Source organism: Pandoraea communis (genome assembly GCF_902459745.1).
GTDB classification, from domain to species: Bacteria; Pseudomonadota; Gammaproteobacteria; order Burkholderiales; family Burkholderiaceae; genus Pandoraea; species Pandoraea communis.
In genome coordinates, this window is the sequence record NZ_CABPSJ010000002.1 from 530,673 (window position 1) to 556,627 (window position 25,955).

A 25,955-nucleotide genomic window follows, 5' to 3' on the forward strand; every position below is an offset into this window, starting at 1 on the left:
TCACCTTTACTCAGACGCCGGTCGGCGGCGGACGATAGTCGGGGTGGCCCTCGGTGCGCTCACCACGAGCTGACGCCCAGAAGTACTTTGCATGGTGCTCGTAGACTTCCGTTGCCTCCGACAGATCGTAGGCCATGCCCAAAACGACACTCAACAGCAGCCGCATGATTTTGAGGTTGTCTTGGTAGAAGGTCTCAATCTCGTCGTCGGTGGCCCAAACAGGTAGCGCACCCTCCTCCTGATGCAGCGCTGCCGTATGCGATTCCGTGGGCCCAACCGGGGCTCTGGGCAATTGCCGATGGGCTAGATGCTGGTGGCGAAGCATTTTAAGCTTCTCTAGGACCTCGAAGCTGGCGCCGTTCGCACTGTATTTGCCGATCAATTCCAGTATCTCATCGCGCCTTGGCGTCAGCGTGTTTCTCATCGCGTCGGGAGCGAACTTAGAACTGAGGCCGAAGCGCCTAGCACGTTCTTGAACCAGTTCTTCGAACAATTTTTTGTTCTGTAGGCGATCGGCGATCAGGCTCATTCGCACAGCCTGTTTGTTGGTGTCCCACACACGTGTCAGCGCCAATAACAGTTCACGACGCAGCGACAAGCGAATGATTTGGAAGGCGTGCGCCGCATAGGACGTCCCTATTCGTGCTTGGAGCGCGCCGTCATATGCTGCGGGTTTCCAAGTCTCATGGAACATAACCGACAGTTCGATCTCCTGTCGGGCGGTGTCGACGATTCGTTTCAATTCTTCGATTTCTGATCGGGTATCGTCCATCTGAGTTGTCCACGAGCTAATCTTTTGATAAGAGCGCGGAGATGCATGGTTTAGCCAAGTGCAACTCCGTGTATCCAGCGGCTGCTCCCGTGATTGAGCGAAAGCAGGCCGGGAGCAAACGAAAACTCAGAGGCTCGGCTCGGTTTTCGGGTCAGCCGTGAGGCCGGAGTCTTTGAGAGCAGCTTCCAGTAGCCGACGACAAGTGAATCGAATGACCGAAACGCGTCGAGTTTCAGCCGTACGTCTTCGTTGAACGAGCGTCGCTTCATGGCCGATTACTGACGTTTGCGACGGGTCGCTTTCGACCAAGAGGAAACTTTGATTGACCCAGCGGTGCCTCTAGGCACTATTCTTCGGTATATGAACTGCTAAATTTTGAACATGAATAGGGCGAGATAAGGGATGGAAGACGAGGCATTTAGTATCTGGACGCCGCACCAGGCGTTCTACATTCAGTCGATGCTCTTCAATACGACCTCTGCTTTCCAGTCGTGCAGCATTGCAGAAAAGATCATCAAGAAGATCTCAGTTGGGGAGATTGATCCGCAAGAGAAGAAGGACTTATTACTGGACTGCTTGCAGAACGTCGTCAACCAGTCTGGGGCTATATCGCGATACTTCTTCCCGTCGCGTGAAGGTATGAAGGGAACGGACAAGAAGACCATCCACAGGGATCGCGGACAGTATTTGTCAAAGGTCTTTGGTGTAAAGGACGACAGCCCCTTGATGAATAGGGCGTTAAGAAATTCGATTGAACACTTTGACGAGCGGCTTGATCTTTATCTTCAAGAGGGGATAGTCGGATACATCTTTCCTAGCCTTATTCTTCCTGAGCCTGAAGACTCGGATGTGCCTCATCACATCTTCAGGGCTTACTACTTGAAGGAAGGCATTTTTCAAGTGCTAGGTGAGCGATACGAGGTCCAGCCAATTGTTGAGGAGGTAGCCAGAATTCATGATCTCTTAGTCAAGTTTGACGGCAATGGCGGAGTCTTCCACTCGTAAAAAATGGGCTTTACGCTCCTTTTTATTGTGCTGACGCATAGAACTTATCCAAGACGAAGTTCGCCACCTTGGCGATCTCTGGACCCCCTGACGAATGTCCGCATCCACAGCCGATTGCAGCCGATCACCAGCGTCTGCTTCTCGACCCGTTTCGGTCCTTCGTCACATCGTGACGGCAACGATGGGTTTCGAGGCGCAACCATCACTGCCACCCGCAGACCAGCCAGCAAGTTGCCCTCCCTCACCAGCCGGGATTCCGCCTGTCGGCTGCGCATAGGCTACAGCGTTCCCAGCCTACGAATCGCTTCAAGACGGGTTTGGCTGGCAATTCGTTCAGTATGAGAGAGATTTCGAAAGAACCATGCGAACGTATCGACGCGTCGGTCGCGGGAGAATATCTCGGCAACTCTCATCGCACCAAATGCCGATGCTCCGCAATGAACTGCCGCAGCGCCGCATCGATTCTCGTCTGCCAACCGCTACCAGACGCCTTGAAGTACGCAACGACCTCCGGCGACAGCCGAATGTTAATTCGCTCCTTCGTCACCTCGGCCTTGGGTCGACCGCGAGGCTTGAGCAGTTTCTCGGCAGCCTCTTCGCCAACAATCCCCGGCAACACGTCACTCGCAGGCCGCGCCCTGGCGAAGTCCCTCTTCGTCCATTCGGGATTCTGCGAATCCTGACGCATTTGCCTTTTGATCTTGGCATCCTCAGCCGGTGTAGGGAGGACGGTTCCCGGCTTAAGTTTGGGCATAGCGTTTCACCTCTCGCGGATTCGCCTTGCGCAAGCTGACGACGTGTATTTTTTCTGCGCGAGGCATGAAGGCCACCGCGCTGTCCCATTCGAAGTCCTGGGCCATCGTGAACGGCAAACCCCGTTCCTGCACATTCCGGTCACTTTTCGCCGGGTCGAAACTGATATCCATGGGCATTTATTGTACTCACAAAAATTCTCGCCCATCAACTATTTTTTGTGGCGACAATAAATCAGGAAGTTTCCCGACCGCACGCCTCCAAATCCCTCCAACTTTTGCTCCGCAACCCGTTTTCCACCCCCAGTAAACACGCGGGTTTCCGGCATTTCACGTCCTCCCGTTTTCGAAGCAAAACCTCCCCTAACCCCTTCCTCCACAACGATTTCCCAGTAAGACTTGAAAACCAGCGAAGGGGTAACCCTTCCGTGAGTTCGAATCTCACCGCCTCCGCCAGAATTCTTTGTTTGCAGTGGTAGTGGCTACTGACCAATGTCAGTGAGACGCCCCCTCGGCTCCGGATAAGCGCCCCCCCGGATACCCGAACACCTTGAATTAGAAATTTCCGGCATTTCACGCCCTCCGGTAAATCTGAAGCGGTCATTTGCGTTGCCGCATCATATGACTCCTCCCGCCCCCTTCCGCTCGCTTTCCAGCACCGCATCGGCACAAGCCAGAAAGCCCCCGATCAGACGCCCGCGCGGCGACGCCCGATGCCACAGCACGCCAAATCGACGCGGCTCCGTCTGCACCGGCAGCGAGAGCTTTGCGACATTCAGATGGGTCGTTAGCGGCGAAACGATATCCGGCATAAGCGACACACCGAGTCCGCGATCGACCATCATCGCAATCGCCATCAACGAGTTCAGTTCGAACAGTTCGTGCGGCACGATCTTCGCCGCGCGCAGGTATTGATCCGCCTGCTTGCCACCGCCAAGCGAGCGGTCGTACCGAATGAACGGCTCGCGCGCCAGCAGGTCGTGAGGCGCGTGCGCGGCGAGACGTGACGGCGCGAGGACGACGAGCGGTTCTTCGCGCAGCAGATGCCAGTTGTACGCCTTCGGCAACGCGAACGCCGGGTGCAGGCAGACAGCGACGTCCACGTCGCCACGCTGCAGCGCTTCATAGAGTTCCATCGATGTTCCCGCGCGAATCAGCACGTTTGTGTGCGGGAACGATGCCGCAAAACCCGACAAGACATCAGGCACGAGACTCAGCAGTGCGGTCGTAATCGTTCCGATCCGCAATTCGCCCGCTGCTTCGCCTTCCAGCGCAAAAGCCTTCAGCTCCGAGAATTCGCGCACCAGGCCGCGCGCGCGTTCGATCACCCGATGGCCTGCTTCGGTCGGCGTCACCGTACGCCCCGAGCGCACCAGCAACTCGACACCGAGTTCGCGCTCCAGCGCCTGAACCTGCTGCGCGACCGCAGCCGGCGTCACTCCGATCCGGCGCGCGGCTTCCGCCATCGAGCCACTATCGACGATCAGTAAAAGATTGGCCAGAAAGGTGACGTCCATAACGATAGTTTCCCTACCATTTGAAGATAGATACAGATAGTTTATCTAATTTCACCCCGGAATTAGACTGGCTTCCGATAAGTCTGAAACCGAAAGCGAAGACATGAGAAGCAAACTGTTCGTGCCGGCCTCGCGCCCCGAGTTGTTCGCGAAGGCATTCGCGAGCGCCGCCGATGCGCTGTCTTTCGACCTTGAAGATTCGGTCGTCGCCGAGCGCAAACCGCAAGCACGCGTAGAACTGCGTGAACTGCTGGGCTCCAATCTCGTCACCGGCAAGCAAAAGGTGCTGATAATCCGCGTCAACGCACTCGACACGCCGCATTTCAGCGCGGATATCAACGCCGTCGCACAACGCGGTCTCGATCTGATCAATCTGCCAAAACCGGAATCCGCCAGCGATGTGCTCGCTGCCGTGGCCGCGCTCGAACGCGCCGAAGCCGCCAATGGCGTAACAACGCCGATCCGGCTGCTGCTCAACATCGAATCGCCGAAGGCGTTTCACCGTGCGGCCGAACTCGCCGCTGCGCATCCGCGCGTCGCGGGTTTGCAACTCGGGCTTGGCGATCTGTTCGAGCCGCTCGGCATTGCGCGTCGTGAACCGTCAGCCATTCAGCAGGCCATGTTCGGCCTGCGCATCGCGGCTGGCGAGGCCGGCGTGTTCGCGTACGACTCGGCCTTCGCCAATATCAAGGACGAAGCAGGTTTTCGTGCAGAGGCGCAACTCGCGCGGTCGATGGGTTTTCTCGGCAAGAGCTGCATTCATCCGAGCCAGATCGCGCTCGCGAACGAAGTCTTCCGCCCTTCCGACGACGACATCGCGCATGCGCTGCGCGTTGTCGAAGCGGCCCAAGAAGCCGATGCGAATGGCGTCGGCGCCTATGTGGTGGACGGCAAGATGATCGATGCGCCGTTCGTTGAACGGGCGCGCGTGCTGGTTCGCGATGCCGCGCGCCTCGGGCTGCTGAACAGGCCACCAGGCAGCCGCTGAACGCCTTGCGCTGCCGAGCCTCCCCCAACCCCATACCGATGGAGCCAATCATGGAACGTTCGTCCCACGCAGCCGAAACCGCCGCAACAGGTCCGCTGGCGGGGATTCGCGTGCTGGACCTGAGCGCCTACATCGCCGGTCCGTACGGCTGTACGCTGCTCGCCGATCAGGGTGCCGAAGTCATCAAGATCGAGCCGCCCTCCGGCGACAACCTGCGTAAGTACCCGTCCACGCTCGAAGCCGAGAGCCGCGCCTTTCTCGGCGTGAATCGCGGCAAGCGCGGTCTCGTGCTGGACCTGAAACAGCCCGAAGCGCTCGACGTGCTGATGCAACTCGTCAAGACCGCCGATGTGCTCGTCCATAACTTTCGCCCCAGCGTGCCTGCGCGCCTCGGCATGACTTACGAGCAGCTTCGCGAGGTCAATTCGCGCCTGATCTATTGCGCGGTCACCGGTTACGGCGAAACCGGTCCGAACAAGGACAAGGCCGGCTACGACCAGGTGCTGCAAACCATGAGCGGCATGTGCATGCTGCAAGGCAAGCGTGGCGGGCCGCCGGAGATCCTGTACGGCTCAGTGGTCGATTACTACGCTGCGGCTATGGTCGCCGCAGGCGTGTCGTCGGCGCTTTTCGAGCGCGAGCGCAAAGGCACGGGACAGTACGTCGGCGTGTCGCTATTGCGCAGCGCGCTGACAATGCAATCCGCGCGGATGATCTGGGCCGAAGGCGAACCGAAGGACATCGGCCGCGATATGCGCTCAGGTGGCATTACCGGCATTCACCCAACCCGCGAAGGCTATCTCTACATCTCCGCGAACACGCCGCATTTCTGGCAAGCACTCTGCGAGAAAACCGGTCTCGACGCGCTCGCGAGCAACGAACGCTACGACTCCGTGCGCAAGCGTGCGCTGCACTGCGACGAAATCGTGCCGCAACTGCATGCGGCACTCGCCGCGCGCAGCGCGCTCGAATGGGAGGCGTTGTTCGGCGATGCTGTACCTTCTGCCGCTGCGCGCAGCATCGAAGACATGTTCGATGATCCGCAGGTGCTGGCCGAAGACATGGTCGCGACCTATGAGTATCCGGGTGTCGGACGTTACCGGGGTTTCCGCCAGCCGATCCGCTTTGGCGACACGACCGCCCCCACGCCGCTCGCCGCGCCCGCATTCGGCCAGCATTCGGATGCCGTACTGCGCGAGTCCGGTTGGAGCGACGATAGGATCGCCGCGCTGCGTGCAAGGCGCGCGGTGCTGTAAGCGGACTTTCGGTGACGCATGGGTATCGCGCGACATAGAACGGAGACGACGATGGACACGCCACAGCGCAACGATAACGCGCAACTGCCGCATAACAGAGCGCCGGCAGGTGCGTGCGATTCGCACATGCACATCTACGACCGCCGCTTCCTCGCGGATGGCGCGAATCAGGCGAACTTCCCCGAGCACGCGACCGTCACCGACTATCTCGACGTGCAACGCAGAACCGGCACCCAACGCACAGTCGTCGTGACGCCGCGTAATTACGGCACGGACAACCGCGTCACGCTCGACGCGATCCAGCGCCTAGGCCAAGACCGGACACGCGGTGTCGCGGTGCTGACGCCAGCGGTCACCGATAAGGAACTCGCCGCGCTCCACGACGGCGGCGTTCGCGGCATCCGCTTCACGCTGTACACACCCGCCCACGCCGCCGTCACCTTCGAGATGGTCGAGCCGCTCGCGCGACGTGTCGCGGAACTCGGCTGGCACGTGCAACTGCACTGGACCGCCGCACAGATCGTCGAGCATCGGGCGATGCTGGCGCGCCTGCCTTCGAGCATTGTGTTCGATCATCTGGCGCGTCTGCCGATGCCCGACGGTGCGTCGCATCCGGCGTTCGGCATCGTGCGCGATCTGGCCGATTCCGGTCGTGTCTGGGTCAAGCTTTCCGGGCCGTATCTCGACTCCGTGGCGGGCATCGCCAACGACTACGCAGACATCACCCCGACCGTGCGCGCGTGGATCGACACGCTTCCCGAGCGCCTCGTGTGGGGCAGCGACTGGCCGCACACGACCGAATCGCACAAGCCCGACGACGCGCGGCTGTTCGATCTGCTCGGCACATGGACCGGCGACGATGCCATTCGCGACCGTATTCTGGTCGACAACGCCGCGACGCTATACGATTTCCCCCCTCGAACGGATTCGGCCACCACAGCCTGAATCCCCCCGAACGCGCATAGAACGCGTCACCTACAAGATTCCTCGGAGACACAAGATGAAACCCGTAGCCGCTGCCCCGCTAACCGTACGCAAGACCCGCTTCACCGAAGCGACCATCCGGCTTTTCGAACGGACCATCCCGGACCCGTTCGTGCTCGCCATCCTGATCACCGTCGTGGTCGCCCTGCTATCGGTCGCGTTCGCGCCGCATGCGTCGGCCTCGCACCTGATCGGCGGGTGGTACAAGGGCTTCTTCAATATTCTGACCTTCGCTTTTCAGATCACGCTAGTCCTCGTGACCGGTCATGCATTCGCGCATGCGCCGCTTGTGCAGCGTATGTTCAAGGCGCTGGTATCGGTCGCGCGCACGCCTGTGCAGGCGGCGACGCTCACGTTCGTACTCGTCGCGATTGCGTCGTTCTGCAACTGGGGCCTGGGGCTCGTGGTCAGCGCGTTGCTCGCGCGCGAAGTGGCAAAACGGATGCGAGTGGATTTCGCGTGGATCGTCGCAGCGGGTTTTTCCGGCTGGGTCGTGTGGGCAAGCGGCATTTCGAGTTCCATCGTACTCGCGCAATCCACGCCCGGTGGCGCGATGAACGTCGTGCAGAAGCTGACCGGACAGGTGCTGCCGTTCAGCAGCACGGTGTTCACTAGCTTCAACCTCGTGCCGACGATCGTCATGCTGATCGTGATGCCGTTCGTGTTCGCGTGGCTCAAACCGTCTGACGAAGACGCAGTCGTGCTCGACACGGAGGCGCATCCCGACGCTCCGCCACGCAAACGCCCGGCCGGCAAGCTGAGTTTCGCGCGCTGGATCGAACATTCGTGGCTTGGCAGCGCCTTCATTGGTGCTGCGGGCATTGCGTTTCTGATTCTCGCGCGCGTCGAACATCTGGCATTTTCAGGCGTGAACGCGGTGATATTCGTGATGTTCATCGCCGGCGTGGTCCTACATGGCTATCCGCTCGCCTATGCGGACGCCGTCAAGAATGCGGCAAAGCAGACCGGTTCGATGATGCTTCAGTACCCGTTGTACGGCGGAATCATGGGGATGATGGACGCGACCGGATTGCCGGACGTGATCTCGCATTTCTTCATCGCTATCTCGAATGCGCACACGTTGCCGTTCTGGAGCTATGTGTGCTCGCTGATCGTCACGTTCTTCATTCCGAGCGGTGGCGGTCACTGGGCCGTCCAGGGACCATTCGTTGTACCGGCCGCAATCGCGCTGCACGCGTCGGTGCCAGCGACCACGATGGCAGTCGCGATGGGCGAGCAGGTGTCGAACATGCTGCAGCCGTTCTGGGCCGCCCCAGTCGTCGCGATGGCGGGTATTGGCGTACAGCGCGTACTCGGCTTCACCGTAATGACCTTCGTGGTAGGCGCACTCGTGTACGGCGCCGCGCTGCTGCTACTCGTATAACGATCGATAGCGCCCTCACCGGCTACAACTATGAGCGGAGACAATTCGATGAAAGCAGTGATAACGCAGCAAGGCACTCCCGGACCGAATTCAACGGCAGCAACGGCAACGGATTCGTCGCCCGGCCCCGCAGCATTGAAGGATCGCTGGTGGGCGATCTTCGATACACGTATCGGATCGTTGCCGGCGCCGGTCTACTTCGTGCTGCTCGCAGTGCTTGCGGCGATGACCCTGCGCGGTAAGCTGCCGTCAGATCTACCGACCGGTATTGCACTCGTTGCAGTCGGTGGCTTCACATGCGCCGAGCTCGCAAAGCGCATTCCCTGGATTCGCCACATCGGCGCCACGTCTATCTTCGCGGCGTTCATTCCGTCGATGCTCGTCTACTATAAGGTGATGCCGGCGCCGGTCGTCAAGGCCGTCACCGACTTCACCAAGTCGTCGAATTTCCTCTATCTGTTCATCGCCGCAATCATTGTCGGCAGCGTACTCAGCATGGACCGCGAGACGCTGATCAGGGGCTTCGCGCGCATCTTCATTCCGGTCGCCATAGGCTCCATTGCGGCGGCATGCGTCGGTACCGGGGTCGGCGTCGCACTTGGCATGGACCTCCGGCACGCATTGTTCATGGTCGTGGTTCCAATCATGGCCGGCGGTGTGGGTGAAGGCGCACTGCCGTTGTCGGCGGGCTATGCGCAGATCATGGGTGTCGAACAGGGACCGCTGTTCGCGCAAGCGCTGTCCGCCGTGATGCTCGGCAATATCGCCGCCATTTGTTGCGCAGGCCTGTTGAGCTATCTCGGAACACGCAAGCCGCATTGGACGGGCAACGGCCGTCTGACCGTCGCGAACCGTGCCGACGACGCAGCAATACGCAACGCGCCACAATCGTTCGAGGTCGACGTGAGTTCTGTTGCCGCTGCGGGTGCCACGGCGATTGCGCTGTATCTGCTCGGCGTGCTCAGTCATCAACTGTTCGACTGGCCCGCGCCGGTTGTGATGCTGATTCTGGTGGTCGCTGCGCAACTGTTCCAGGTCGTGTCACCGCGCGTTCGCGGCGGCGCGCGTTTCATGTATGGTTTCTTCTCGACCGCGGTGACGTATCCACTCATGTTCGCAATCAGCGTCGCAATGACACCATGGGGTGAAATCGTCACGGCATTTCACTGGGTCAATATCGTCACTGCGGTTTCAACGGTGCTGACGCTCGTGGTGACGGGTTTCGTCGTCGGCAGACTGGTCGGCATGTATCCGATCGAGGCCGCGATCGTCAATGCAACGCATAGCGGCCTGGGTGGCACAGGCGATGTCGCGATTCTGACCGCCGCCAATCGAATGGAATTGATGCCGTTTGCGCAGATTGCGACACGTATCGGCGGCGCCGTCACAGTAATGATGGCGCTTGCCGCTTTTGCATGGATTCACTGATTTCGTTCGCGCCGGCGGCCTCGTCGGACAGTCTGTTGGCGCACCATTTGCACCACGCTCACCCTCACGCGAAAGAAGAACGACAGGATGGCGTATCGGTGCCGATTGCATCGGCAAAACGCCTGAACTGGACGCCCTCTCCGCCCAATTCAACACGATGAACTTGTCTCAGCCATTCTTTTCGGACAATAGGCAGTGTTGCTTGAACCAGGTCATCTTCGACGGACGTAAGATCAACGCCAAAAACTCGATGCGCTTTCTCGTCATCTTCCAACCGTGTCATTTCCAAAATGCAGTTACTCTCATCCGCCAGTGATGGAAAGTAAACCCAATCACACCATTGGTGGTAATCGGAGAGTAAATACTGGTCATCGGGGCACGCTAGCGAAAGCAATACGATGTTATTTTCAGCAAGCTGCGAGAGACTGAGAAGCTGCGTCGCAACCTCGCTATCAGGCGCTTTCCCAGCCGCGCAACACGAGTGCCATGCCCAGATTGGAGGCGCATCCCCACAATCCAATCCGTAATTTCCCATTACTCGACACATGTACCGATACGCTTCCTCGCAAGCCGGATCGATATTCTTCCAATCCCCGTACACCACGCCATCTCGCAGCAAGGCGTTTAATTGCGCAATATGTTGAAACGTCCATAACTGCGTGTGACTGTCCACTGTCGGCATAGGTATTTTTCCCATAGAGAAGCAACTTTGACTTGGACGCGCACAGTATCGCGCAGAAGGTGGGGCAGCCCCTTTCATCGGGCCGCTCGGTACTTCGCCAGGGAGCCCAAGGGAAGTACCGTTTCGGCAACGATCGTCAACACGAGTTCCGCATCGCAATAGCCGCCAGCGCGGCCATCGCTGCGATCGCTCACACCGTCACGGTTTGTTCACGCAAATGCCATATAGTCATGTGTTCCCCTTCGATCTGAACGCGAGCTATGGGCACAATCGCCACGAACGCCGACAAACCCTACACCGCCCGCTCGGCCTCGTCCGTCCATCGCATTCTCGTCGTTGAGGACGAAGCCAAGGTCGCCCACGAACTTGTTTCCGCGCTTGGAGAGCACGGATTCACGGTCGAACTTGCACGTGCCGGCGGAGAGGGATTGCAACGCCTGCTGCACGGCCAGTACGACTGCGTCGTTCTCGATCGTCTACTGCCCGAAATCGACGGCATGTCGATCCTCGCCACGGCCCGCAACGTCGGTATCAAGACACCTGTCCTGGTGCTCTCCGCACTGGGCGCCGCCGATGAACGTGTGCGCGGCCTGCGTAACGGCGCCGACGACTACCTCACGAAACCCTTCAGCTTCGACGAACTGACGGCGCGTATCGATGTGCTGCTCCGTCGGCATAGCGATACGGACACCGGCGCCAGCCTGCGTGTGGGTGACCTGCACCTCGATCGAGACAACGGCACCGTGACGCGCGCAGGCGTGCCCGTCTCACTGAAGCCTCGCGAGATGCGCCTGCTCGAGTATCTGATGCGCAACGCCAATCAGGTCGTCACGCGTGCGCTGTTGTTCGAATCTGTATGGAAATACCAGCACGACGTGCAGACCAACGTCATCGACGTCCATATCGCGCGCTTGCGCAAGAAGATTTCACTCGATGGCGCATGCTCGGCCATGATCGACACCGTTCGCGGCACCGGCTACGTCCTCCATGCCGACGACTGAACGCAGCTTTTTGCGCAGTCTGTGGGGCGCAGGCCCCATCTTCGCGATCTTCATCGTGTCGGTCGTCTCGCTGTTCGCGGTGGTCTACTGGCTCACGATGGGCTACCTCACGGATCTCGTCGACGCCCGGCTGCAACGCGAAAGCAACCAGCTTATCCGGCGCACGGCGGCCGACGCACGGACCAATATCTCGGAACGCAGCCGTCGCGACGCCGCCAATGTACGCCCCTACGGCCTGTTCACCGCCAGCGGTCAGCGGCTGGCCGGGAATATCGATGTGCTGCCAAAGGATGTGCCCGACTGGAAAGCCTATCGCTACACGCAGACCGTCGTCGATAAGGAAGGCCAGGCGTGGGCACGCCCCTACCGCGCAATGATCGCCACTATGCCCGACGCCAACCGGGTAATCGTCGGGCAGGCCGTCGACGATATCGACCGCTTTGATCATATGCTGGTGCGCGTCGCCACCGGCGGCCTGCTCGCGACGATTCTGCTCGGCGCCCTGTGTGGATATGCATTGCATCGCGCGGCAAACCAGCGCGTTCGTCAGTTGCGGGAGTCGTGTCAGGACATCATTTCCAGTCACTTTACGCGCCGTCTTCCGACAAGTGGCCGTCGCGACGACATCGACCTGCTCGTGGGCTTCGTCAACACGATGCTCGACGACATCGAGCGCCTCGTATCGGAACTACGTGACGTGTGCGCATGGATTGCCCACGATCTGCGAACACCGATGACGAGCCTACGCGCAGGGCTGGAGCGCGTGCGCCGTGGCGCAACCTCCGTCGGCGATTACGATGCGGCGGTCGAGCGTGCCCTTGAGCAGACCGACCACGTGCTCGATCGCTTCTCAGCCCTGCTTCGCATCGCTGAAATCGACGCTCACGCCCGCCGGGAGAACTTCCGTCTGGTCGACCTCGCCCGCATTGTCGAAGATGTCGTGGATCTCTATGAGCCGCTTGCCGAAGCGCGCGCGGTGACGTTGACCGTGCAAACGCAACGCAGCGCTCCCGTGCTTGGCGACAGCGATCTGATCTTCGGCGCGATTCAGAACCTGCTCGACAACGCATTGAAATTCACCCCGTCGGGTGGCACCGTGCACTTGCGTGTCATGGCAACGCTGCAACACGCCATGGTGGAGGTGTGTGACACCGGTCCGGGCATTGCCAGCATCGAGCGCGACGCCGTTCTGCGGCCGTTCTATCGTGGCGCGGGCGTAAGCGGCATGCCAACGCCCGGCCACGGATTAGGGCTGAGCGTCGTCGCGGCAACGGCCCGCATTCATAGCGCCGTCATGCGAATCGACGACGCCCAGCCCGGCTGCCGCGTCGCGTTGCGTTTCGCAGCGGCACCGGCCGCCCACCCAACATCCGACGCTTCGCCCGCGCCTGCGTGCGAGCCCCACTCGACCGGCATCGCGAGCGCCTGACCTGTTTATCGCAACGGCGGCAGTCCCAATGCTTCGCGCGTCTCGCGCGTCGCCTTGACGAGATCGTCCCGAAACGACGGATTGGCAAGCATGGCAGAGGCAATCACGGTGCCGCTCACCTTGCCGGCCTCGACATCGCTCACATAGTGCACGCCGCCCAACGCTCGGCCCTGCGCGTAAGCATCGGCGCGGGAGAAAATTTCCGCGCGCTTCTCCGGGACGATCTCGGCAAGCACCACGGCAGTCAGATAGGCGAACGTCGCGTGTCCGCTCGGGTAGCTCGGTGAAGTGCCTTCAGTGACGATGCCAGGATGCACCTCGGCGCTGACGTTGTACGGACGCGGACGCTTCCAGTAATCCTTCGCCACCTTGAGCGGGGCAGCGCCCTCCTTCGCCAGACGCTTGAAAAACATCTCCGTGAACGGCAGCCGATCCGCGCGGAAGCCCGCACCGACAACATCTGCAAAGCGGAACACGCTCTTGTGCGTGTCGCCGTCGGCAAGCGCCAGTTGCGCAGCAGTGCGTGAGTGTTGCAGCACCAGCACCTGACGCAGATCGTCTGCCTGAGTGACGCTGCCGGGCGCGGGGGGCGGCGCGACAAGCACGGTCAGATCCGGGGCCATCGCGGCCAGATAGCCGGCGTTAACAACATCGCCCCCGGTTGTGGCATTTACCTCAGGTGCCACAGATGTCGTGGCGCCCACATGCACCGCGTGCAGCGCACAAAGAAGCAGTGCTGCGGATGCGAAGGCGCGTCTATTGCGCGTTAAGACAGAAAGCATTGGTTCATTCCTTCGGGGATCGAATGGTCGAGTCAGTCATCGCGATCGACACAGGAAGGTCGATCGGTTCATGAACGCAAGGAGGCTACGAGCCATCCGTGACTCGGCAAAGGCGCAAACCTTTCCACCCGGACAGGTTCACAAAGCGCCGCAAGTGCTGCCGCACGCGGCCTGCCTCGCTGGGAGGCCCCCACAGCGATAGCCTCTCCATCAATTTCAAAACGTTTGGCGATACGGTGGCCGAATCCGGCGTTCATGTTGGCAAGCTTTGCTTCATCTGTGCATCACGGGCGTCCCCTACAGTTCGCCTCGCTGACCACCGGCGAGTACGCCGGTCCATTCAACCGAGCCCCCTGCGCCGACGAAGCACGATCCCCACAATGCCGACGACTTTTCGCATTACCCCAACTTTGGCGCTCGCTTGCGCCATGCTGGTTCCGGTGGCGGCGTATGCCGACCACCCCACCCGCCTCTCGCCGGCTGAGCGCGTCCTGCTGATCAGCATTGACGGCATGCACGACCAGGATCTGGCACGCTACGTAGCGTCGCATCCAGGGTCTGCACTCGCCTCCCTCGCCCGTCACGGCGTGACGTACCGAAACGCACTGACACCCGTGCCGTCCGATTCGTTCCCAGGGATGGTGGCGCTCGTCAGCGGCGCCAGCCCCGCCACGTCCGGGGTGTACTACGACGACAGCTTCGACCGCAAGCTCGTACCGGCCGGCGAATCCTGCACGACGGCTCGCGGCCCCGGCGCCGAAGTCGTCTACGACGATTCGATCGATCACGATCCGAAACGCATCGACGGCGGCGGCGCCATCGAAGCCACCCGTTTGCCGCGCGACCCGGCTCGCCACTGTGCACCGGTCTACCCGCATGACTATATGCGCACGAACACCGTCTTCGAAGTCGTGCGCGCCGCCGGTGGTCGCACCGCCTGGGCAGACAAACATCTCGCCTACGACTTCGTGCACGGTCCAAGCGGACAAGGGGTCGACGATCTCTATACGCCGGAGATCGCTGCCGTCGGCGAGAAACTCGCCGCCTTCCCGGCCTACGACAACTTGAAGGTCGACGCGTTGCTCCATCAGATTGAGGGCCGCGACAGCGGTGGCAGCGGGTCGCCGGGCGTACCGCGTTTGTTCGGCATGAATTTTCAGCAGTTGAGCGTGGCGCAGAAGTCGGGCGACGGCTACCGCGATGCGCATGCCATGCCGGGAGACGCGATCGGCAAGGCACTTGACCAGATCGACGGCTCGCTGCAACGCCTGCTCAGCGCGCTGGCCGCACGTCATCTCGAGACCTCCACGCTTGTCGTGATTGCCGCGAAGCATGGTCAATCGCCGATCACGCCAGGACAACTTCGCCGAATCGACGGCAAGCGCGTGCTCGACGTCGTCGCGCAAAGCGCCCCGGGTGCCCTGGCCAAAGCCACGCTCGACGACGTCGGCTTGCTGTGGCTCAAACAGCCTCGCACGACGCAGACCATCGTCGAGGCGCTGCGAGCCAACGCCAAAGCGCTGGGCATCGAACACGTGTATGCGGGCAATGACATGCCGGAGGGCTGGGGGCGCATCGGTCGGGACAGCCGTGTGCCGGATATCGCCATCGAGACGACGTACGGCGTCATTTACACGCACGGCACGAAGGTCGCCGAGCACGGCGGTTTTCATGACGACGACCGCCACGTCGCGCTGCTGATCTCCCGTCCGGACATTGCAGCACAGGAGGTCGATGCGCCGGTCTCGACGCGTCAGGTCGCCCCGACGCTTCTTCAGGCGCTGGCGCTCAAGCCTGGCGCGCTCGACGCCGTGCGCCGCGAAGCCACCGCCCCGCTGCCCGGCATTGTTTTCCGCACAACGGCCGACTGAGGCGCCGTCGCGCCCCAACACCGACTTATCACGACTCACCACGACTTAACACGATGTATCAGGGCCGCCGGCCATCTTTGGCCGGCACAACTTCCAAAGAGAACGCACCCAAGCCATGAAACTTCAGACGTTGCGTAACCCGCGCCATGCGCATCCTGCTCGTCCCGTCCGTCTTGCCTTCGCCCTTAGCGCGCCACACCTGACGCTCACCGCCATCGCGCTAGCGGTGCTGGCAAGCACAGCTCATGCCCAGAGCGCCTCGCCAATCACCGACATTGGCGATGTCTCCGCCTCCGATATCGGTGCCCCCGTCAACGTCACGGCCACCAAGTCGCGTAAGGCACCGACAGAGGCCGCCGCAAAAGCGCTCACGCAAGCGCCACTCGAAGCGACTTCGCCGCAAACGCAGATCAGTAGCGACTACATCGCCAATCAGATCAACCCGCAGGCCGACTACGGCACTATTCTGCGCATCGCGCCGAGCTACAGCAGCTCGTCGCCGAACGGCCTTGGCCTGTCGGAAGCGAAGAACCAGACACTGCGCGGTTTTCCGGACGGGCAGTTCAACGTAACGTACGACGGCATTCCGTTTGGCGACACCAACGACTTCTCGCACCATACGACCTCGTACTTCCCGGCGGCGACCATCGGCGGTGTCACCATCGATCGCAGCCCGGGCAACGCCACAACACTCGGTTACGCAACCTTTGGCGGCTCGGTCAACCTGTTCTCGCCCACGCTCAGCCCGACGCGCAAGATCGAGTACTCGCAAACCATCGGCTCGCACGCAACGTGGCAGGAGAACCTCGGCGTGACGACGGGCATCATGCCCGGCCTGCTCGACTCGAACATCTTCCTGAACGTCCAGCGCACCGACTCGAACGGCGCGTTGAGCAACAGCGGCTTACGCAACACGAACATCTTCCTCAAAGGCGTAACGCCGATCGGCAGCAGCACGCTCGTGACGTGGGTCTACGCGTACGACAAGATTCACTTCAATAACCCGGGCGGCGCCACGCTCAACCAGGTGGCCCAGAACGGCTACAACTACGGCCTGAACGGCGACCCGAAGAGCCCGAACTACTGGGGCTACAACTATCAGGACAAGAACACCGAGTTCGCCTACCTCGACGTCAAACACGACTTCGACAGCGGGTGGAGCCTGAACAACAAGCTCTACACGTACTACTACTACAACCTGAGCCACGAACTGAACGGCGACAACACGTCGTCGCCACTCTCCGCATTGAGTGCTGCCAAGCCCTTCTCTGCGGGGCAATCGGGTTCCGACATTGCCGGCGCGCTGAAGCTCAACGAGTACCGAACGTACGGGGACACGCTGAGTGCGACGCACACCGGCACCTACGGCACGTTCACGGGCGGCTTCTGGGTCGAGCACACGCGCAATCCGCGCAATCGCTTCGCGTACGACGCCACGACCGGCCAGTCGGTCAAACAGAACGCCACCTACGGCAACACCTACTACGACATGGTCGATGAGGTGAACACCGCTCAGGCGTTCTCGCAGTACGCATGGAAAGCGACAGATGCACTGACCGTCACACCGGGCATCCGCTACCAACACTTCGAGCGCTCGTTGTCGGCCAGCGTGTTGCAGAACAACCTGCCCGGGACGTCGGCTAGCAAGTCGTGGAACAGCGTGCTGCCAAGCCTGGACGTCAACTATCGCTTCACGTCGCTGTGGTCGGGCTATGCACAGGTCTCGCGCGGCGCGCTCGGGCCGAACCTGAACACGTTGTACTCCGCCAATCCGGCGGGCAACAACAACGTCAATCCGCAAACGTCGATGGCGTACCAGATCGGCACGGTGTTCAAGGCGGATCGCTTTACGTTCAATGCGGATGCCTACTTCATCGAGTTCAGCAACTACATCACGAAGAATGGTTCGGGGGCGAACGCCACCTACTTCAACGCCGGCGGCGTGCGCTACACCGGCGTCGAAGCCGAAGGCAACGTGTTGCTCGGCAGCGGCTTCTCGTTCTACGCGAACGGATCGCTTAACAACGCCACGTACACGCAGGACGGCACGGGCTCGCAGATCTGGAAATCGGGTCAGCGAATTTCGTTTGTCCCGCAGTACACGGCCGCCATCGCGCTCAATTTCGATCAGGGGCCGTGGCACGCGGGCATCAACACCAAGTTCGTCGGCTCGATGTATCAAGGCAGCAACGGGGCGGCTGACGGCTCGATCTACAAGGTCGGCCCGTATAACGTCACAAGCATGATGATCGCGCGCGACTTTACCAACCTCAGCTCGGTACTCAAGAAGGTTCGCGTGTCGTTCGGCATCGACAACCTGTTTGACACGCATCGCATTACCGACAACCTCGGACCCGCCGCGACCGATACCAGTAAGGGGACCGACGCGAACCAGTTCCTCTACTACTTCGTGCCGGGCCGCAGCGTCTACGTCAACCTGCGCGCCGAGATCTGATCGGCACCCCAATCACCGGCCGCATGATCATGCGGCCGGCGTTCATTTCTGCGGAAGGGAATTTTTCATGAATCTGACTCAATTCAATCAACTGGCGATGTCCTCGGGTGGCACGCTCTATCTCATGGCGCTGCTGGCATTCGTCGGCATCACGGTGATCGTCGATCGCGGTTTGCGCCTGCGCCGGACGTTCCGCCGCGGCCAGCGCATTGTCGAGGCTGTGAGCGCACTGCCCGTCGTCGACGTACACGACGCCGACGAATTGCGCGCGGCTGCCGCGGGCTTGCCGCACGGCCATCTGCTAGACACGTACGCACACAATCTCAAACGCTCGCACGACGGCGATATGGAAGCCGCCATCGACGAAGCGATCTACCTGGAAGTGCCGGGCATCGATCGCGGCCTGTGGGTGCTCGATACGGTCATCACCGTTGCGCCGCTGCTGGGCTTGTTCGGCACGATCGTCGGCATGTTCCACGCGTTCGACGTGCTCGGCGCGTCCGGCGGCGATCCCACGCGCGTGACGTCGGGGGTGGCAGAAGCCCTGATCGCGACCGCATGCGGTCTGGCGATCGCCATGAGCCATTTGTGGTTCTTCAACGGCATGCAAGACACCGTGCGTCAGACGGTCCATCAAATGGATACGCTCAAGCGTCTGCTGCTCAACCGGCATTACGTTGCGAAGCAGGCCCAGGAGCCGGCGGGTGTGGTGCTGCGTCACGAACGTGCTTCGGCCTGAGAGTCTGCGATGCGATATTTCGAAACGAAAAAAACCCGCATCGAAGTCGTGCCGATGATCGACATCATGTTCTTCCTGCTGGTGTTCTTCATCATGATCACGCTCAAAATGATGCCGTCGGTGGGCATGTCGGCCAAGTTGCCGGGAAGCTCGACCGCGCAAGACCTGCCGCACCCCAAAGTGCTCGTTGCGTTGCATGCGGACGGTAGCGTCGAAGCCGATCACCAACCGGTCACGCTTGACGCCCTGACTGCCAGCCTGCGCGCGCATGACCCTGAGCATACGGTGGTCACCATCGCCAGTGAAAAGACCGCCAACGTCCAGCAGTTGACCCGTTTGATGGACGCCTGCCGAACGGCGGGTGTGACGCAGATCGGGATTGCGACGAAAGAGGCATCATGATGACGATCGACGTGGCCAACGCCCTCCCCTCGCGCAATGCGACGTCCCCGATGACGCCGCACACCGGGCGCTGGCCCTGGCGGGCCATGGCGGTAGCGTTAGCGGTGGAGGCGATCCTGTTGGGGGTGACGACAGGATGGCTCGCCAGTGGCACGCCGACCCCGCAAACGGTTAGCACCGATGCCCCGGTGATGCTATCGATGCTCGTGCCGGAACCGGAAGCGACGCCCACGCCGGCCCCCAAACCCGCCGAGCCTGCCAAGTTGCCTTTACCGCCCCTCAAGCGCGAAGTCGTACCGAAACCTGACACGTCGCACGTCCGCAAGCCGGCGCAGGTGCCTCGCGCTACAGCAAATGTCGAAGCGCCACCGATCGAGACGGTGAGCGGTGCGGACGCCCCACCAGCGCCGTCCGCAGCTCCCCCAGCCTTGCCCCCCGCACCGCCAGTAGCCACCAGTTCCGGTCCCGACGAGCGGTTCGTTGCCAAGTTGCGCGCGGCCGTGCAGGCGGCTGTCGTCTATCCGGCGGCGTTACGGGGAATGGGGCTGGCGGCAAGCATAGACGTCGAGTTCGTCTATATGGACGGAAGGGTTTCGAACGTACACGTCACCCACCCAGGGCGTGTTGCAACACTCGATGAAGCCGCCATTGCCGCAGTGCAACGGGCCGCGATGCCCTCTGCGCCGCCGAGTCTGGCGGGGACGCCACATGCGTTCAAAGTGCGTGTCATATTTAGAGAAACGTGAGGCTTGGGGCGTGAGGTCCGATGGCGCACCTGGATTGCCTGCGAACCATGGTAAGCCACCGCCTCCGCCAGTTTTCCTTGCTCACCCCGGTAGCAGCGACTGACTTTTGCGGACGGTGCTCCGCAAGTGCACGCTAGGGATTGATCGTTTCCGCGTGGTGAAAAATTTTTGCGACAATCATCCAGCGCTGGTCGAATTTAAGCAGGTTAAGGTTGTCGACGTAGACCTTCTCGAAGATGCGAACGCGAACCTGCGCAAACGCGATTTCGGATGACAGCACCCCGATCTGCAGAATTTCATCCACGCGCGGTTGCTGCACGCTCTTTGGCGGCGTTCGAGCGGCGATCTCTTCACGGTACTGGGCAAATGGGCGCAGGTTGAACTCGCCATTCTTCATGGTGAAAAGTGAGCTGGACGGATGAAATACCTGATCGAATTTTTTCAGATCACATTCGTACATCACGTCGAAGTAGGTTTGCAAAGCATGCTGAATGCTGTCGGTTTCCATGTCGCGTTCCTTCCTGCATGAGTGAAATGTGTGAAGTGTTGTTCTCGCGTGCGGCAATGAGCCAGTCCGTAGACTGGCTCGACCTAATCACAGGGCAATTCCGCAAGGGATGGTAGTGCTAGTATCGACGAAACAAACTCGCGAACGTTTCATCGGACGATGAACTATGGACGATACGCCTGATATCGCACGGGTCGCCAGACTCCTCGCTGACACAGCACGCACGAGAATCGTGTGGACATTGATTGACGGATCGGCTCGCCCGGCGGGCGAGTTGGCTTATCAGGCAGGCATATCGGCGCAATCGGCCAGCGCCCATTTGACGAAACTCGTCGGGGGCGGCTTGCTGGCCGTCGAAGCACAAGGGCGCCATCGCTATTTCCGAATTGCCAACACCGACGTGGCATGCATGATCGAGAGCATGGCTGCGCTGGCATCGGGGACGGAGTTAGGTCTGCCACAGTGCCTTGGATCAACGCGCTCGCCGACCGAAGCATTCATGCATGCCCGAACCTGCTATGACCATCTGGCAGGAGAACTCGCGGTGGGCGTACTCGCGTCGATGACGAGGGCGCGTTGGTTGCGACGCCACGGTGCCGAACTAGTCGCTACCCGGCTCGGCGAGCAGCAGTTGGGCGCGCTTGGCATTGATCTGGCTTCTGCGCAGGGAGAACGTCGCGTGTTCGCTCGGCCATGTGCCGACCTTACGCAGCGGCAACCGCATCTGGGCGGCGCGCTAGGGACGCATATGCTCAGACTCTACATCGATCAGAACTGGATCGTGCGCTCGCCGAAGTCTCGTCTTGTCAGCATCACCCCAAAGGGAAACGAGATGTTTCGTAAGCTTCTGGGACTGGCATGAAGCTCACGTTTTTTTATCCACGTGAATTCGGTCGATGACGTTTCTCCGTCTTCGCCCTATGTGCGCATCATGCGAGGTATCGAACTTTGCCTCTTCGAGCCGCCGGATCGAGCGACGCATCCGGTCAAGGCCATTATCTCCAGATTTCTTTGGTACGAGATTCTCAGGACAGGTCACCAGCGAAGTCTTGGTGCGGCGCATCGTATGCACGCCGTACGCCGTATCGTCGAGTCCGATCGATGTGATCCACCGATAAACCGCTCGGGCATATTATCGTGTCGACAGATGCGGCGACGCATGCAATCGGCTTGGGAACAGATCGTTGGTAGCCTTCAAACCCCGCGCCCTAATCCATGCGTCAAGGCTCTGAGGAGTCTGCTCCGAGATCTCAAACTGAGCCGGTCGTTGCGTCTTCTGTTGCATTACCGCCGTTCGTCGAACGCGAAGGCCTTCAATGTCTGTCACGTCGTATCGTCGAAACACAATTGCGTTTTGAGGTAATTCAGAAAAGCTTGCAGCTTGGGCGACGGAACCCGCTCTCGCGGGAACAGCGCATTCAGATCTTGCGGGGGACCTATCCATTCGGGCAGCACTCTCAGTAAGCGCCCGGCCTCGACTTCGGGGGCCATGCTGGCATCCATCGCCAGCAACAACCCTTTTCCGGCGCGCGCGGCGTCAAGAATAAGCGCGGGGTCGCTGGCAACGATCACCGGTTCAAGCGAATAGTGAGTCGACTTCCGTCCCGGCTTGCGCAGAGGCCAGGTGTAGCCGCTGTCGGTGCGTGCCTGATGAAGGGCGAGTGAAGGATGGAGCCGGAGTTCATCGGGAGCGGCTGGCGAGCCATGCTGTTCAATGTACGCGGGACTCGCGTAGACCGAAGTCGAAAAGGTCCCGAGCCGCCGCGCCACAAGACTGGAATCGGGAAGGACGCCAAGACGTAGAGCGACGTCCACTTCGTCGTCGAAAAGATCCAATGGCACATGCGTCGCCAGAATATCGAGCCGCACATCGGGATAGCGAGAGCAGAATCCGGCAATCAATGGCGCGATCCACGTGACGCCGAACGAATACGGCAGCGTCACGCGCAGCCAGCCTGCTGGCGTGCCGCGAATGCGCTGCACGGCATTCTCCGCCTCGTCGAGCTGTCTGGAGATGCTGCGGCAGTGCTCGAAGTAAGCCGTACCCGCCTCGGTCAAACGCAGTTTGCGCGTGGTCCGGTGCAACAGGCGTGAACCGAGGTGCGCCTCGAGTTCCCGCACTCGCCGGCTGACCGTCGTCTTGGGAATCTGCAACGCGATCGCTGCCGCCGTAAAGCTGCCTGATTGCACGACGCGAATAAAGATAAGCGTGTCGTTGAGGTCCCTGGTCATCGACGACTGTATCCCGACTGAGCGTTTGTTGATGGATCGAGACTAGCATAGAGATTGTGCCGCTGATGGCTCAATCCTTGCTGGCAGCACGGGCTAATCGCCGGCACGGGCCTGGAATATCTTGTCGCCTTCAACCTGGAGGCGCAAATGAATCTCAGCGAATACACAAGTCACGATGCAATCGGGCTCGCAAAACGCGTGTCCGACCGCGAAGTCACGCCGGCGGAGCTTGCCGAACTCGCCCGTTCGGCGATCGAAGCAGTCAATCCGGCGATCAACGCGATTATCGAGCACTGGCCGGCCAGCGATAGCGGAGGCTGCCCGGAACTCTGCAACGGTCCGCTCGCTGGCGTACCGTTTTTGGTCAAGGATCTTGCGGTCGCCATGAGCGGTAAGCGGCTGGAGCTAGGAAGCCGGCTCTCCAGCGGCGTTGTCGCCCCGTCGGATTCGTGGCTCATGTCGCGGTTCCGCGCAGCCGGACTCGTCACGATTGGCCGCACGGCTACGCCCGAAATGGCGTTCAGCACGACCACTGAATCCACGCTGCAGGGCGCGACGCGCAATCCCTGGCAGCCGGACTTAAGCGCCGGTGGTTCGAGCGGTGGAGCGGCTGCGGCAGTCGCAGCCGGCGCCGTCCCGCTGGCGCATGCCACCGATGCCGCCGGATCGATCCGGGTGCCAGCAAGCTACAACGGCTTGTTCGGACTCAAGCCGACGCGCGGGCGCAGCTCGAACGGGCCAGCCTTCGACGAAATCTTTGCAGGCTTCGGCGTGCAACTGGGCGTGAGCCGGAGCGTGCGGGACAGCGCCGCGCTACTCGATGCGATCCAGGGACAGGCGATCGGCGAGCCTTACCTCACCGCCGCGCCGGAGCACAGCTTCCTGTCGCAGGTCGACCGCGAACCGGGCAAACTCAGGATTGGCATGATGATTGATCCGTGGAGCGCGGATCGAACCAACCCGGCTATCGCGGCAGCGGTAGGATCGACGGCGCGGCTCCTGGAGGACCTCGGCCACACGGTCTACGAAGCACGGCCGTCACTTGGCGTGTCGTGGGATGCGCTCGTGCAGATGAACGCGACGATCTGGACGGCGACGCTGGTGGGCTGGATCGAAGGCCTGGCTGCGGCGACGGGACGCCCGATTGATGAGACAACGCTGGAGCCCACCACATTGGCCTGTTATCGCTATGGCAAGGAAGAAAAGGCATCCGCATTTTCCGCTGCGCTGGCGATGCGCAACGTTGTGACGCGAGCTGTCGGGCATTGGTTCGAAGACTTCGATGTGCTGCTCACGCCGACGCTGCCGCAAATGCCGCTGCGCGTTGGAGAATACGGCAAGGGCGCGGAATCGATGAACGGCCTCGAATGGACGCAGCGAGTATTCCGGCATTCGCCTTTTACCCCACCGTTCAATGTTGCCGGTGTTCCCGCGATGTCGGTACCGCTAGCAAGTCATCCAGAAACGGGTTTGCCGATCGGGATGCAGTTCGCGGGAGCATTCGCGCGCGAAGATAAATTGCTGCGACTCGCAGGACAGCTCGAACGCGCGCGGCCGTGGATCAATCGACGGCCCGTAGTTTGGGCGGGACGTCGGGCGTAATAGCGACAGCGAGCGTGTGTCATGCGGGCGGCTCGGTCCGCCCGCTTTCACTTGCGTTCTCACGCGAATGCACCCGCATGCCTTCGCAGCGAGACAACTCGCCAACTTGCTATCCGGTCGGCAGCTTTCGATTGCAAAGCGGCCGCTTGAATCCGCAGCCGTCTACCGTCGTTCGGGAACCACTGTTCCCGACCCCGAACGGTCATTTGGGAAAAGCCAATCGCCGTCAGGGTCTTGGGGCAAGTGGGGAACGTGATCCTCTGAGTCAGATACCCGCGGTAAACATGCCGGTGGTAAATTGCAGATATTCAGACTTTCTCGGATGCGCTCGCCATGATTTTGACCGGACCTGAGGTCGCCCATTCGCTGGAACTTGTCGAGGCGCGGCATTTGGCGCAACAGGTGGCAACGCTTCGCAGCGTCACGAAGCGACAAGACGTTTGCGCATTGAACGTCTGCGGTGGGATCGCTGCGTTGACCGACAATGCCTTCGGACGAAAACTGAATCACGTTACGGGACTCGGGATGGGTGTCGCCGTCAGCGATGAGGCGATCGAGCAACTTGAAGCGGAATACGGTGCGCGATCGCTCGATGTCGAAATCGATGCATGCCCTCACGCCGTCCCTTCCACGCTTGATGTTTTATCGGCGCGCGGATATGTGGTAAATGCGTTCAGCAACACTTATGTCCGTGAACTGGGGGGCGATGACTTTGAGGTTCCGCCCCCTGCCGGGATTGAAATCGTGAGCGGCCGATCCGTCGCGGAGAGCGCGTTTGTGTCGCATTCGGTATCTGCATTCGAAATGCAAGCCAAGCCTCGGCCGCGGGCCCTGCTCGAAGCGCTCGCCATCATCGCTGCTGCACGAACGGATACGACACGCTTTGTCGCAACGCTTGACGGGCACATCGCAGGTACCGCGGGTATGAGCGTGATTGACAGTCCGATGGGTAAGATCGCGCACCTCTACATCGCCAGCACGCACGCTGACTATCGCGGCCGAGGCGTGCAACTTGCGCTGATCCGTGCGAGATTGTCCGCCGCCCGGGAGGCGGGTTGCACGTTGGCGAGCGTCACCGCACGGGCTCAGAACGTCAGCGCTCGAAACACGGAACGGGCTGGCTTCAGACTTGCTTACACCAAGGCAACGCTGGTGAAACCCTTCGTCAAACCGACCGACGCAAAGTGATGGGCTGCTGACGGAGCGTCTACGGCATGATGGCCCGGAGTGACGGCAACTGGCCGCACGCTGCCCCGTGCAAATCGCATCGGCGGCTCGATCTCCATTGGGGGCGATCGACAACACGCGGCCCAATTCGGTCAGTTGACGCTCTCTAGAGCGGCCGCTCGGCCGCAATAGCAACCTCCCCCGTATCAGACGTCAATAGTCAGGCGGATTGGTCATGCGCAGATCGACCTGA

Annotated in this window: 25 protein-coding genes and 1 pseudogene; 16 read left to right on the top strand and 10 right to left on the bottom strand. The window is 60.9% G+C overall.

All coding sequences use genetic code 11. The features are described from left to right. Nucleotides 1-10 precede the first annotated feature (10 nt). Nucleotides 11-772, bottom strand: coding sequence for an AbiU2 domain-containing protein (locus tag PCO31110_RS08885; protein ID WP_150690186.1), 762 nt, complete (start codon nucleotides 770-772; stop codon nucleotides 11-13). Between the two features lie 402 nt (nucleotides 773-1,174). Here PCO31110_RS08885 and PCO31110_RS08890 point away from each other — a divergent pair, with 402 nt between their 5' ends. Further along, a complete protein-coding gene (locus PCO31110_RS08890) occupies nucleotides 1,175-1,777 on the top strand; it encodes a hypothetical protein (protein WP_150690187.1) in 603 nt (200 codons plus the stop codon). Between the two features lie 409 nt (nucleotides 1,778-2,186). Here PCO31110_RS08890 and PCO31110_RS08895 read toward each other — a convergent pair whose 3' ends face one another. The 3 genes from PCO31110_RS08895 to PCO31110_RS08905 all read right to left on the bottom strand — a co-directional run bounded on the left by PCO31110_RS08895 (nucleotide 2,187) and on the right by PCO31110_RS08905 (nucleotide 4,046). Further along, nucleotides 2,187-2,531, bottom strand: a complete 345-nt coding sequence (locus tag PCO31110_RS08895) for a BrnA antitoxin family protein (protein WP_150690188.1) — start codon at nucleotides 2,529-2,531, stop codon at nucleotides 2,187-2,189. After that, nucleotides 2,518-2,703, bottom strand: a complete 186-nt coding sequence (locus PCO31110_RS08900; protein ID WP_150690189.1) for a BrnT family toxin — start codon at nucleotides 2,701-2,703, stop codon at nucleotides 2,518-2,520. Before PCO31110_RS08900 ends, PCO31110_RS08895 begins: the two co-directional genes overlap by 14 nt. 443 nt (nucleotides 2,704-3,146) lie before the next feature. Further along, a complete protein-coding gene (locus PCO31110_RS08905; RefSeq protein WP_150690190.1) occupies nucleotides 3,147-4,046 on the bottom strand; it encodes a LysR family transcriptional regulator in 900 nt (299 codons plus the stop codon). Between the two features lie 103 nt (nucleotides 4,047-4,149). On the opposite strand from PCO31110_RS08905, the gene PCO31110_RS08910 reads away from it, so the two are divergent. Genes PCO31110_RS08910 through PCO31110_RS08930 form a run of 5 tightly spaced genes read left to right on the top strand, consistent with a single transcriptional unit; the run spans nucleotide 4,150 to nucleotide 10,086 of the window. After that, nucleotides 4,150-5,034, top strand: coding sequence for an HpcH/HpaI aldolase/citrate lyase family protein (locus tag PCO31110_RS08910; RefSeq protein ID WP_150690191.1), 885 nt, complete (start codon nucleotides 4,150-4,152; stop codon nucleotides 5,032-5,034). Between the two features lie 50 nt (nucleotides 5,035-5,084). After that, a complete protein-coding gene (locus PCO31110_RS08915) occupies nucleotides 5,085-6,290 on the top strand; it encodes a CaiB/BaiF CoA transferase family protein (protein WP_150690192.1) in 1,206 nt (401 codons plus the stop codon). A gap of 51 nt (nucleotides 6,291-6,341) precedes the next feature. Continuing rightward, the gene (locus tag PCO31110_RS08920; RefSeq protein WP_010804304.1) at nucleotides 6,342-7,235 is read left to right on the top strand and encodes an amidohydrolase family protein; all 894 of its coding nucleotides are present in this window, start codon (nucleotides 6,342-6,344) and stop codon (nucleotides 7,233-7,235) included. A gap of 55 nt (nucleotides 7,236-7,290) precedes the next feature. After that, nucleotides 7,291-8,658: a short-chain fatty acid transporter gene (locus PCO31110_RS08925; protein ID WP_150690193.1), complete on the top strand. Its 1,368-nt coding sequence runs from the start codon at nucleotides 7,291-7,293 to the stop codon at nucleotides 8,656-8,658. 48 nt (nucleotides 8,659-8,706) lie between these two features. Continuing rightward, on the top strand, nucleotides 8,707-10,086 hold the full coding sequence (locus PCO31110_RS08930) for a 2-hydroxycarboxylate transporter family protein (protein WP_010804306.1): 1,380 nt from the start codon (nucleotides 8,707-8,709) through the stop codon (nucleotides 10,084-10,086). A 64-nt stretch (nucleotides 10,087-10,150) separates the two neighbouring features. Here PCO31110_RS08930 and PCO31110_RS08935 read toward each other — a convergent pair whose 3' ends face one another. Continuing rightward, nucleotides 10,151-10,768 carry a DUF3841 domain-containing protein gene (locus PCO31110_RS08935; RefSeq protein ID WP_174979423.1) on the bottom strand — a complete coding sequence of 206 codons (618 nt, stop codon included), beginning with the start codon at nucleotides 10,766-10,768 and terminating at the stop codon, nucleotides 10,151-10,153. Nucleotides 10,769-11,028: 260 nt separating this feature from the next. Here PCO31110_RS08935 and PCO31110_RS08940 point away from each other — a divergent pair, with 260 nt between their 5' ends. Together PCO31110_RS08940 and PCO31110_RS08945 are read left to right on the top strand one after the other, a co-directional pair. Continuing rightward, nucleotides 11,029-11,769 carry a response regulator transcription factor gene (locus PCO31110_RS08940; RefSeq protein WP_010804307.1) on the top strand — a complete coding sequence of 247 codons (741 nt, stop codon included), beginning with the start codon at nucleotides 11,029-11,031 and terminating at the stop codon, nucleotides 11,767-11,769. Then, complete coding sequence (locus PCO31110_RS08945; RefSeq protein ID WP_150690195.1) at nucleotides 11,756-13,198, top strand: sensor histidine kinase; 1,443 nt, start codon at nucleotides 11,756-11,758, stop codon at nucleotides 13,196-13,198. Before PCO31110_RS08940 ends, PCO31110_RS08945 begins: the two co-directional genes overlap by 14 nt. 5 nt (nucleotides 13,199-13,203) lie before the next feature. Here PCO31110_RS08945 and PCO31110_RS08950 read toward each other — a convergent pair whose 3' ends face one another. Next, nucleotides 13,204-13,884 (bottom strand): acid phosphatase, encoded by a 681-nt coding sequence (locus PCO31110_RS08950; protein ID WP_174979425.1) that lies wholly within the window; start codon nucleotides 13,882-13,884, stop codon nucleotides 13,204-13,206. A 476-nt stretch (nucleotides 13,885-14,360) separates the two neighbouring features. Here PCO31110_RS08950 and PCO31110_RS08955 point away from each other — a divergent pair, with 476 nt between their 5' ends. From PCO31110_RS08955 to PCO31110_RS08975, 5 genes are all read left to right on the top strand, one after another. Continuing rightward, nucleotides 14,361-15,851: an alkaline phosphatase family protein gene (locus tag PCO31110_RS08955; protein WP_150690196.1), complete on the top strand. Its 1,491-nt coding sequence runs from the start codon at nucleotides 14,361-14,363 to the stop codon at nucleotides 15,849-15,851. 115 nt (nucleotides 15,852-15,966) lie between these two features. Beyond that, a complete protein-coding gene (locus tag PCO31110_RS08960) occupies nucleotides 15,967-18,306 on the top strand; it encodes a TonB-dependent receptor (RefSeq protein ID WP_150690197.1) in 2,340 nt (779 codons plus the stop codon). 67 nt (nucleotides 18,307-18,373) lie between these two features. Then, nucleotides 18,374-19,045: a MotA/TolQ/ExbB proton channel family protein gene (locus tag PCO31110_RS08965; RefSeq protein WP_010804312.1), complete on the top strand. Its 672-nt coding sequence runs from the start codon at nucleotides 18,374-18,376 to the stop codon at nucleotides 19,043-19,045. Nucleotides 19,046-19,054: 9 nt separating this feature from the next. Beyond that, the gene (locus PCO31110_RS08970) at nucleotides 19,055-19,447 is read left to right on the top strand and encodes an ExbD/TolR family protein (protein ID WP_010804313.1); all 393 of its coding nucleotides are present in this window, start codon (nucleotides 19,055-19,057) and stop codon (nucleotides 19,445-19,447) included. After that, nucleotides 19,444-20,193, top strand: coding sequence for a TonB family protein (locus PCO31110_RS08975; RefSeq protein WP_010804314.1), 750 nt, complete (start codon nucleotides 19,444-19,446; stop codon nucleotides 20,191-20,193). The genes PCO31110_RS08970 and PCO31110_RS08975 overlap by 4 nt, the downstream gene beginning before the upstream one ends. Before the next feature lie 133 nt (nucleotides 20,194-20,326). Here the strand turns inward: PCO31110_RS08975 and PCO31110_RS08980 are convergent, their stop codons facing one another. After that, nucleotides 20,327-20,701 (bottom strand): nuclear transport factor 2 family protein, encoded by a 375-nt coding sequence (locus PCO31110_RS08980; RefSeq protein ID WP_010804315.1) that lies wholly within the window; start codon nucleotides 20,699-20,701, stop codon nucleotides 20,327-20,329. A gap of 166 nt (nucleotides 20,702-20,867) precedes the next feature. On the opposite strand from PCO31110_RS08980, the gene PCO31110_RS08985 reads away from it, so the two are divergent. Then, the gene (locus tag PCO31110_RS08985) at nucleotides 20,868-21,563 is read left to right on the top strand and encodes an ArsR/SmtB family transcription factor (RefSeq protein ID WP_150690198.1); all 696 of its coding nucleotides are present in this window, start codon (nucleotides 20,868-20,870) and stop codon (nucleotides 21,561-21,563) included. Between the two features lie 3 nt (nucleotides 21,564-21,566). Here the strand turns inward: PCO31110_RS08985 and PCO31110_RS25870 are convergent, their stop codons facing one another. The 3 genes and pseudogenes from PCO31110_RS25870 to PCO31110_RS08995 all read right to left on the bottom strand — a co-directional run bounded on the left by PCO31110_RS25870 (nucleotide 21,567) and on the right by PCO31110_RS08995 (nucleotide 22,933). Continuing rightward, nucleotides 21,567-21,764, bottom strand: a complete 198-nt coding sequence (locus PCO31110_RS25870) for a hypothetical protein (protein ID WP_217427281.1) — start codon at nucleotides 21,762-21,764, stop codon at nucleotides 21,567-21,569. Continuing rightward, nucleotides 21,738-21,998: pseudogene (locus PCO31110_RS25875) on the bottom strand (site-specific integrase); the annotation flags it as partial. The gene PCO31110_RS25870 and the pseudogene PCO31110_RS25875, both read right to left, overlap by 27 nt. Nucleotides 21,999-22,024: 26 nt before the next feature. Further along, nucleotides 22,025-22,933 (bottom strand): LysR family transcriptional regulator, encoded by a 909-nt coding sequence (locus PCO31110_RS08995; protein ID WP_010806100.1) that lies wholly within the window; start codon nucleotides 22,931-22,933, stop codon nucleotides 22,025-22,027. A 147-nt stretch (nucleotides 22,934-23,080) separates the two neighbouring features. Here PCO31110_RS08995 and PCO31110_RS09000 point away from each other — a divergent pair, with 147 nt between their 5' ends. Together PCO31110_RS09000 and PCO31110_RS09005 are read left to right on the top strand one after the other, a co-directional pair. Beyond that, on the top strand, nucleotides 23,081-24,535 hold the full coding sequence (locus PCO31110_RS09000) for an amidase (protein WP_150690199.1): 1,455 nt from the start codon (nucleotides 23,081-23,083) through the stop codon (nucleotides 24,533-24,535). A 333-nt stretch (nucleotides 24,536-24,868) separates the two neighbouring features. Further along, on the top strand, nucleotides 24,869-25,723 hold the full coding sequence (locus tag PCO31110_RS09005) for a GNAT family N-acetyltransferase (protein WP_150690200.1): 855 nt from the start codon (nucleotides 24,869-24,871) through the stop codon (nucleotides 25,721-25,723). Nucleotides 25,724-25,955: the final 232 nt, after the last annotated feature.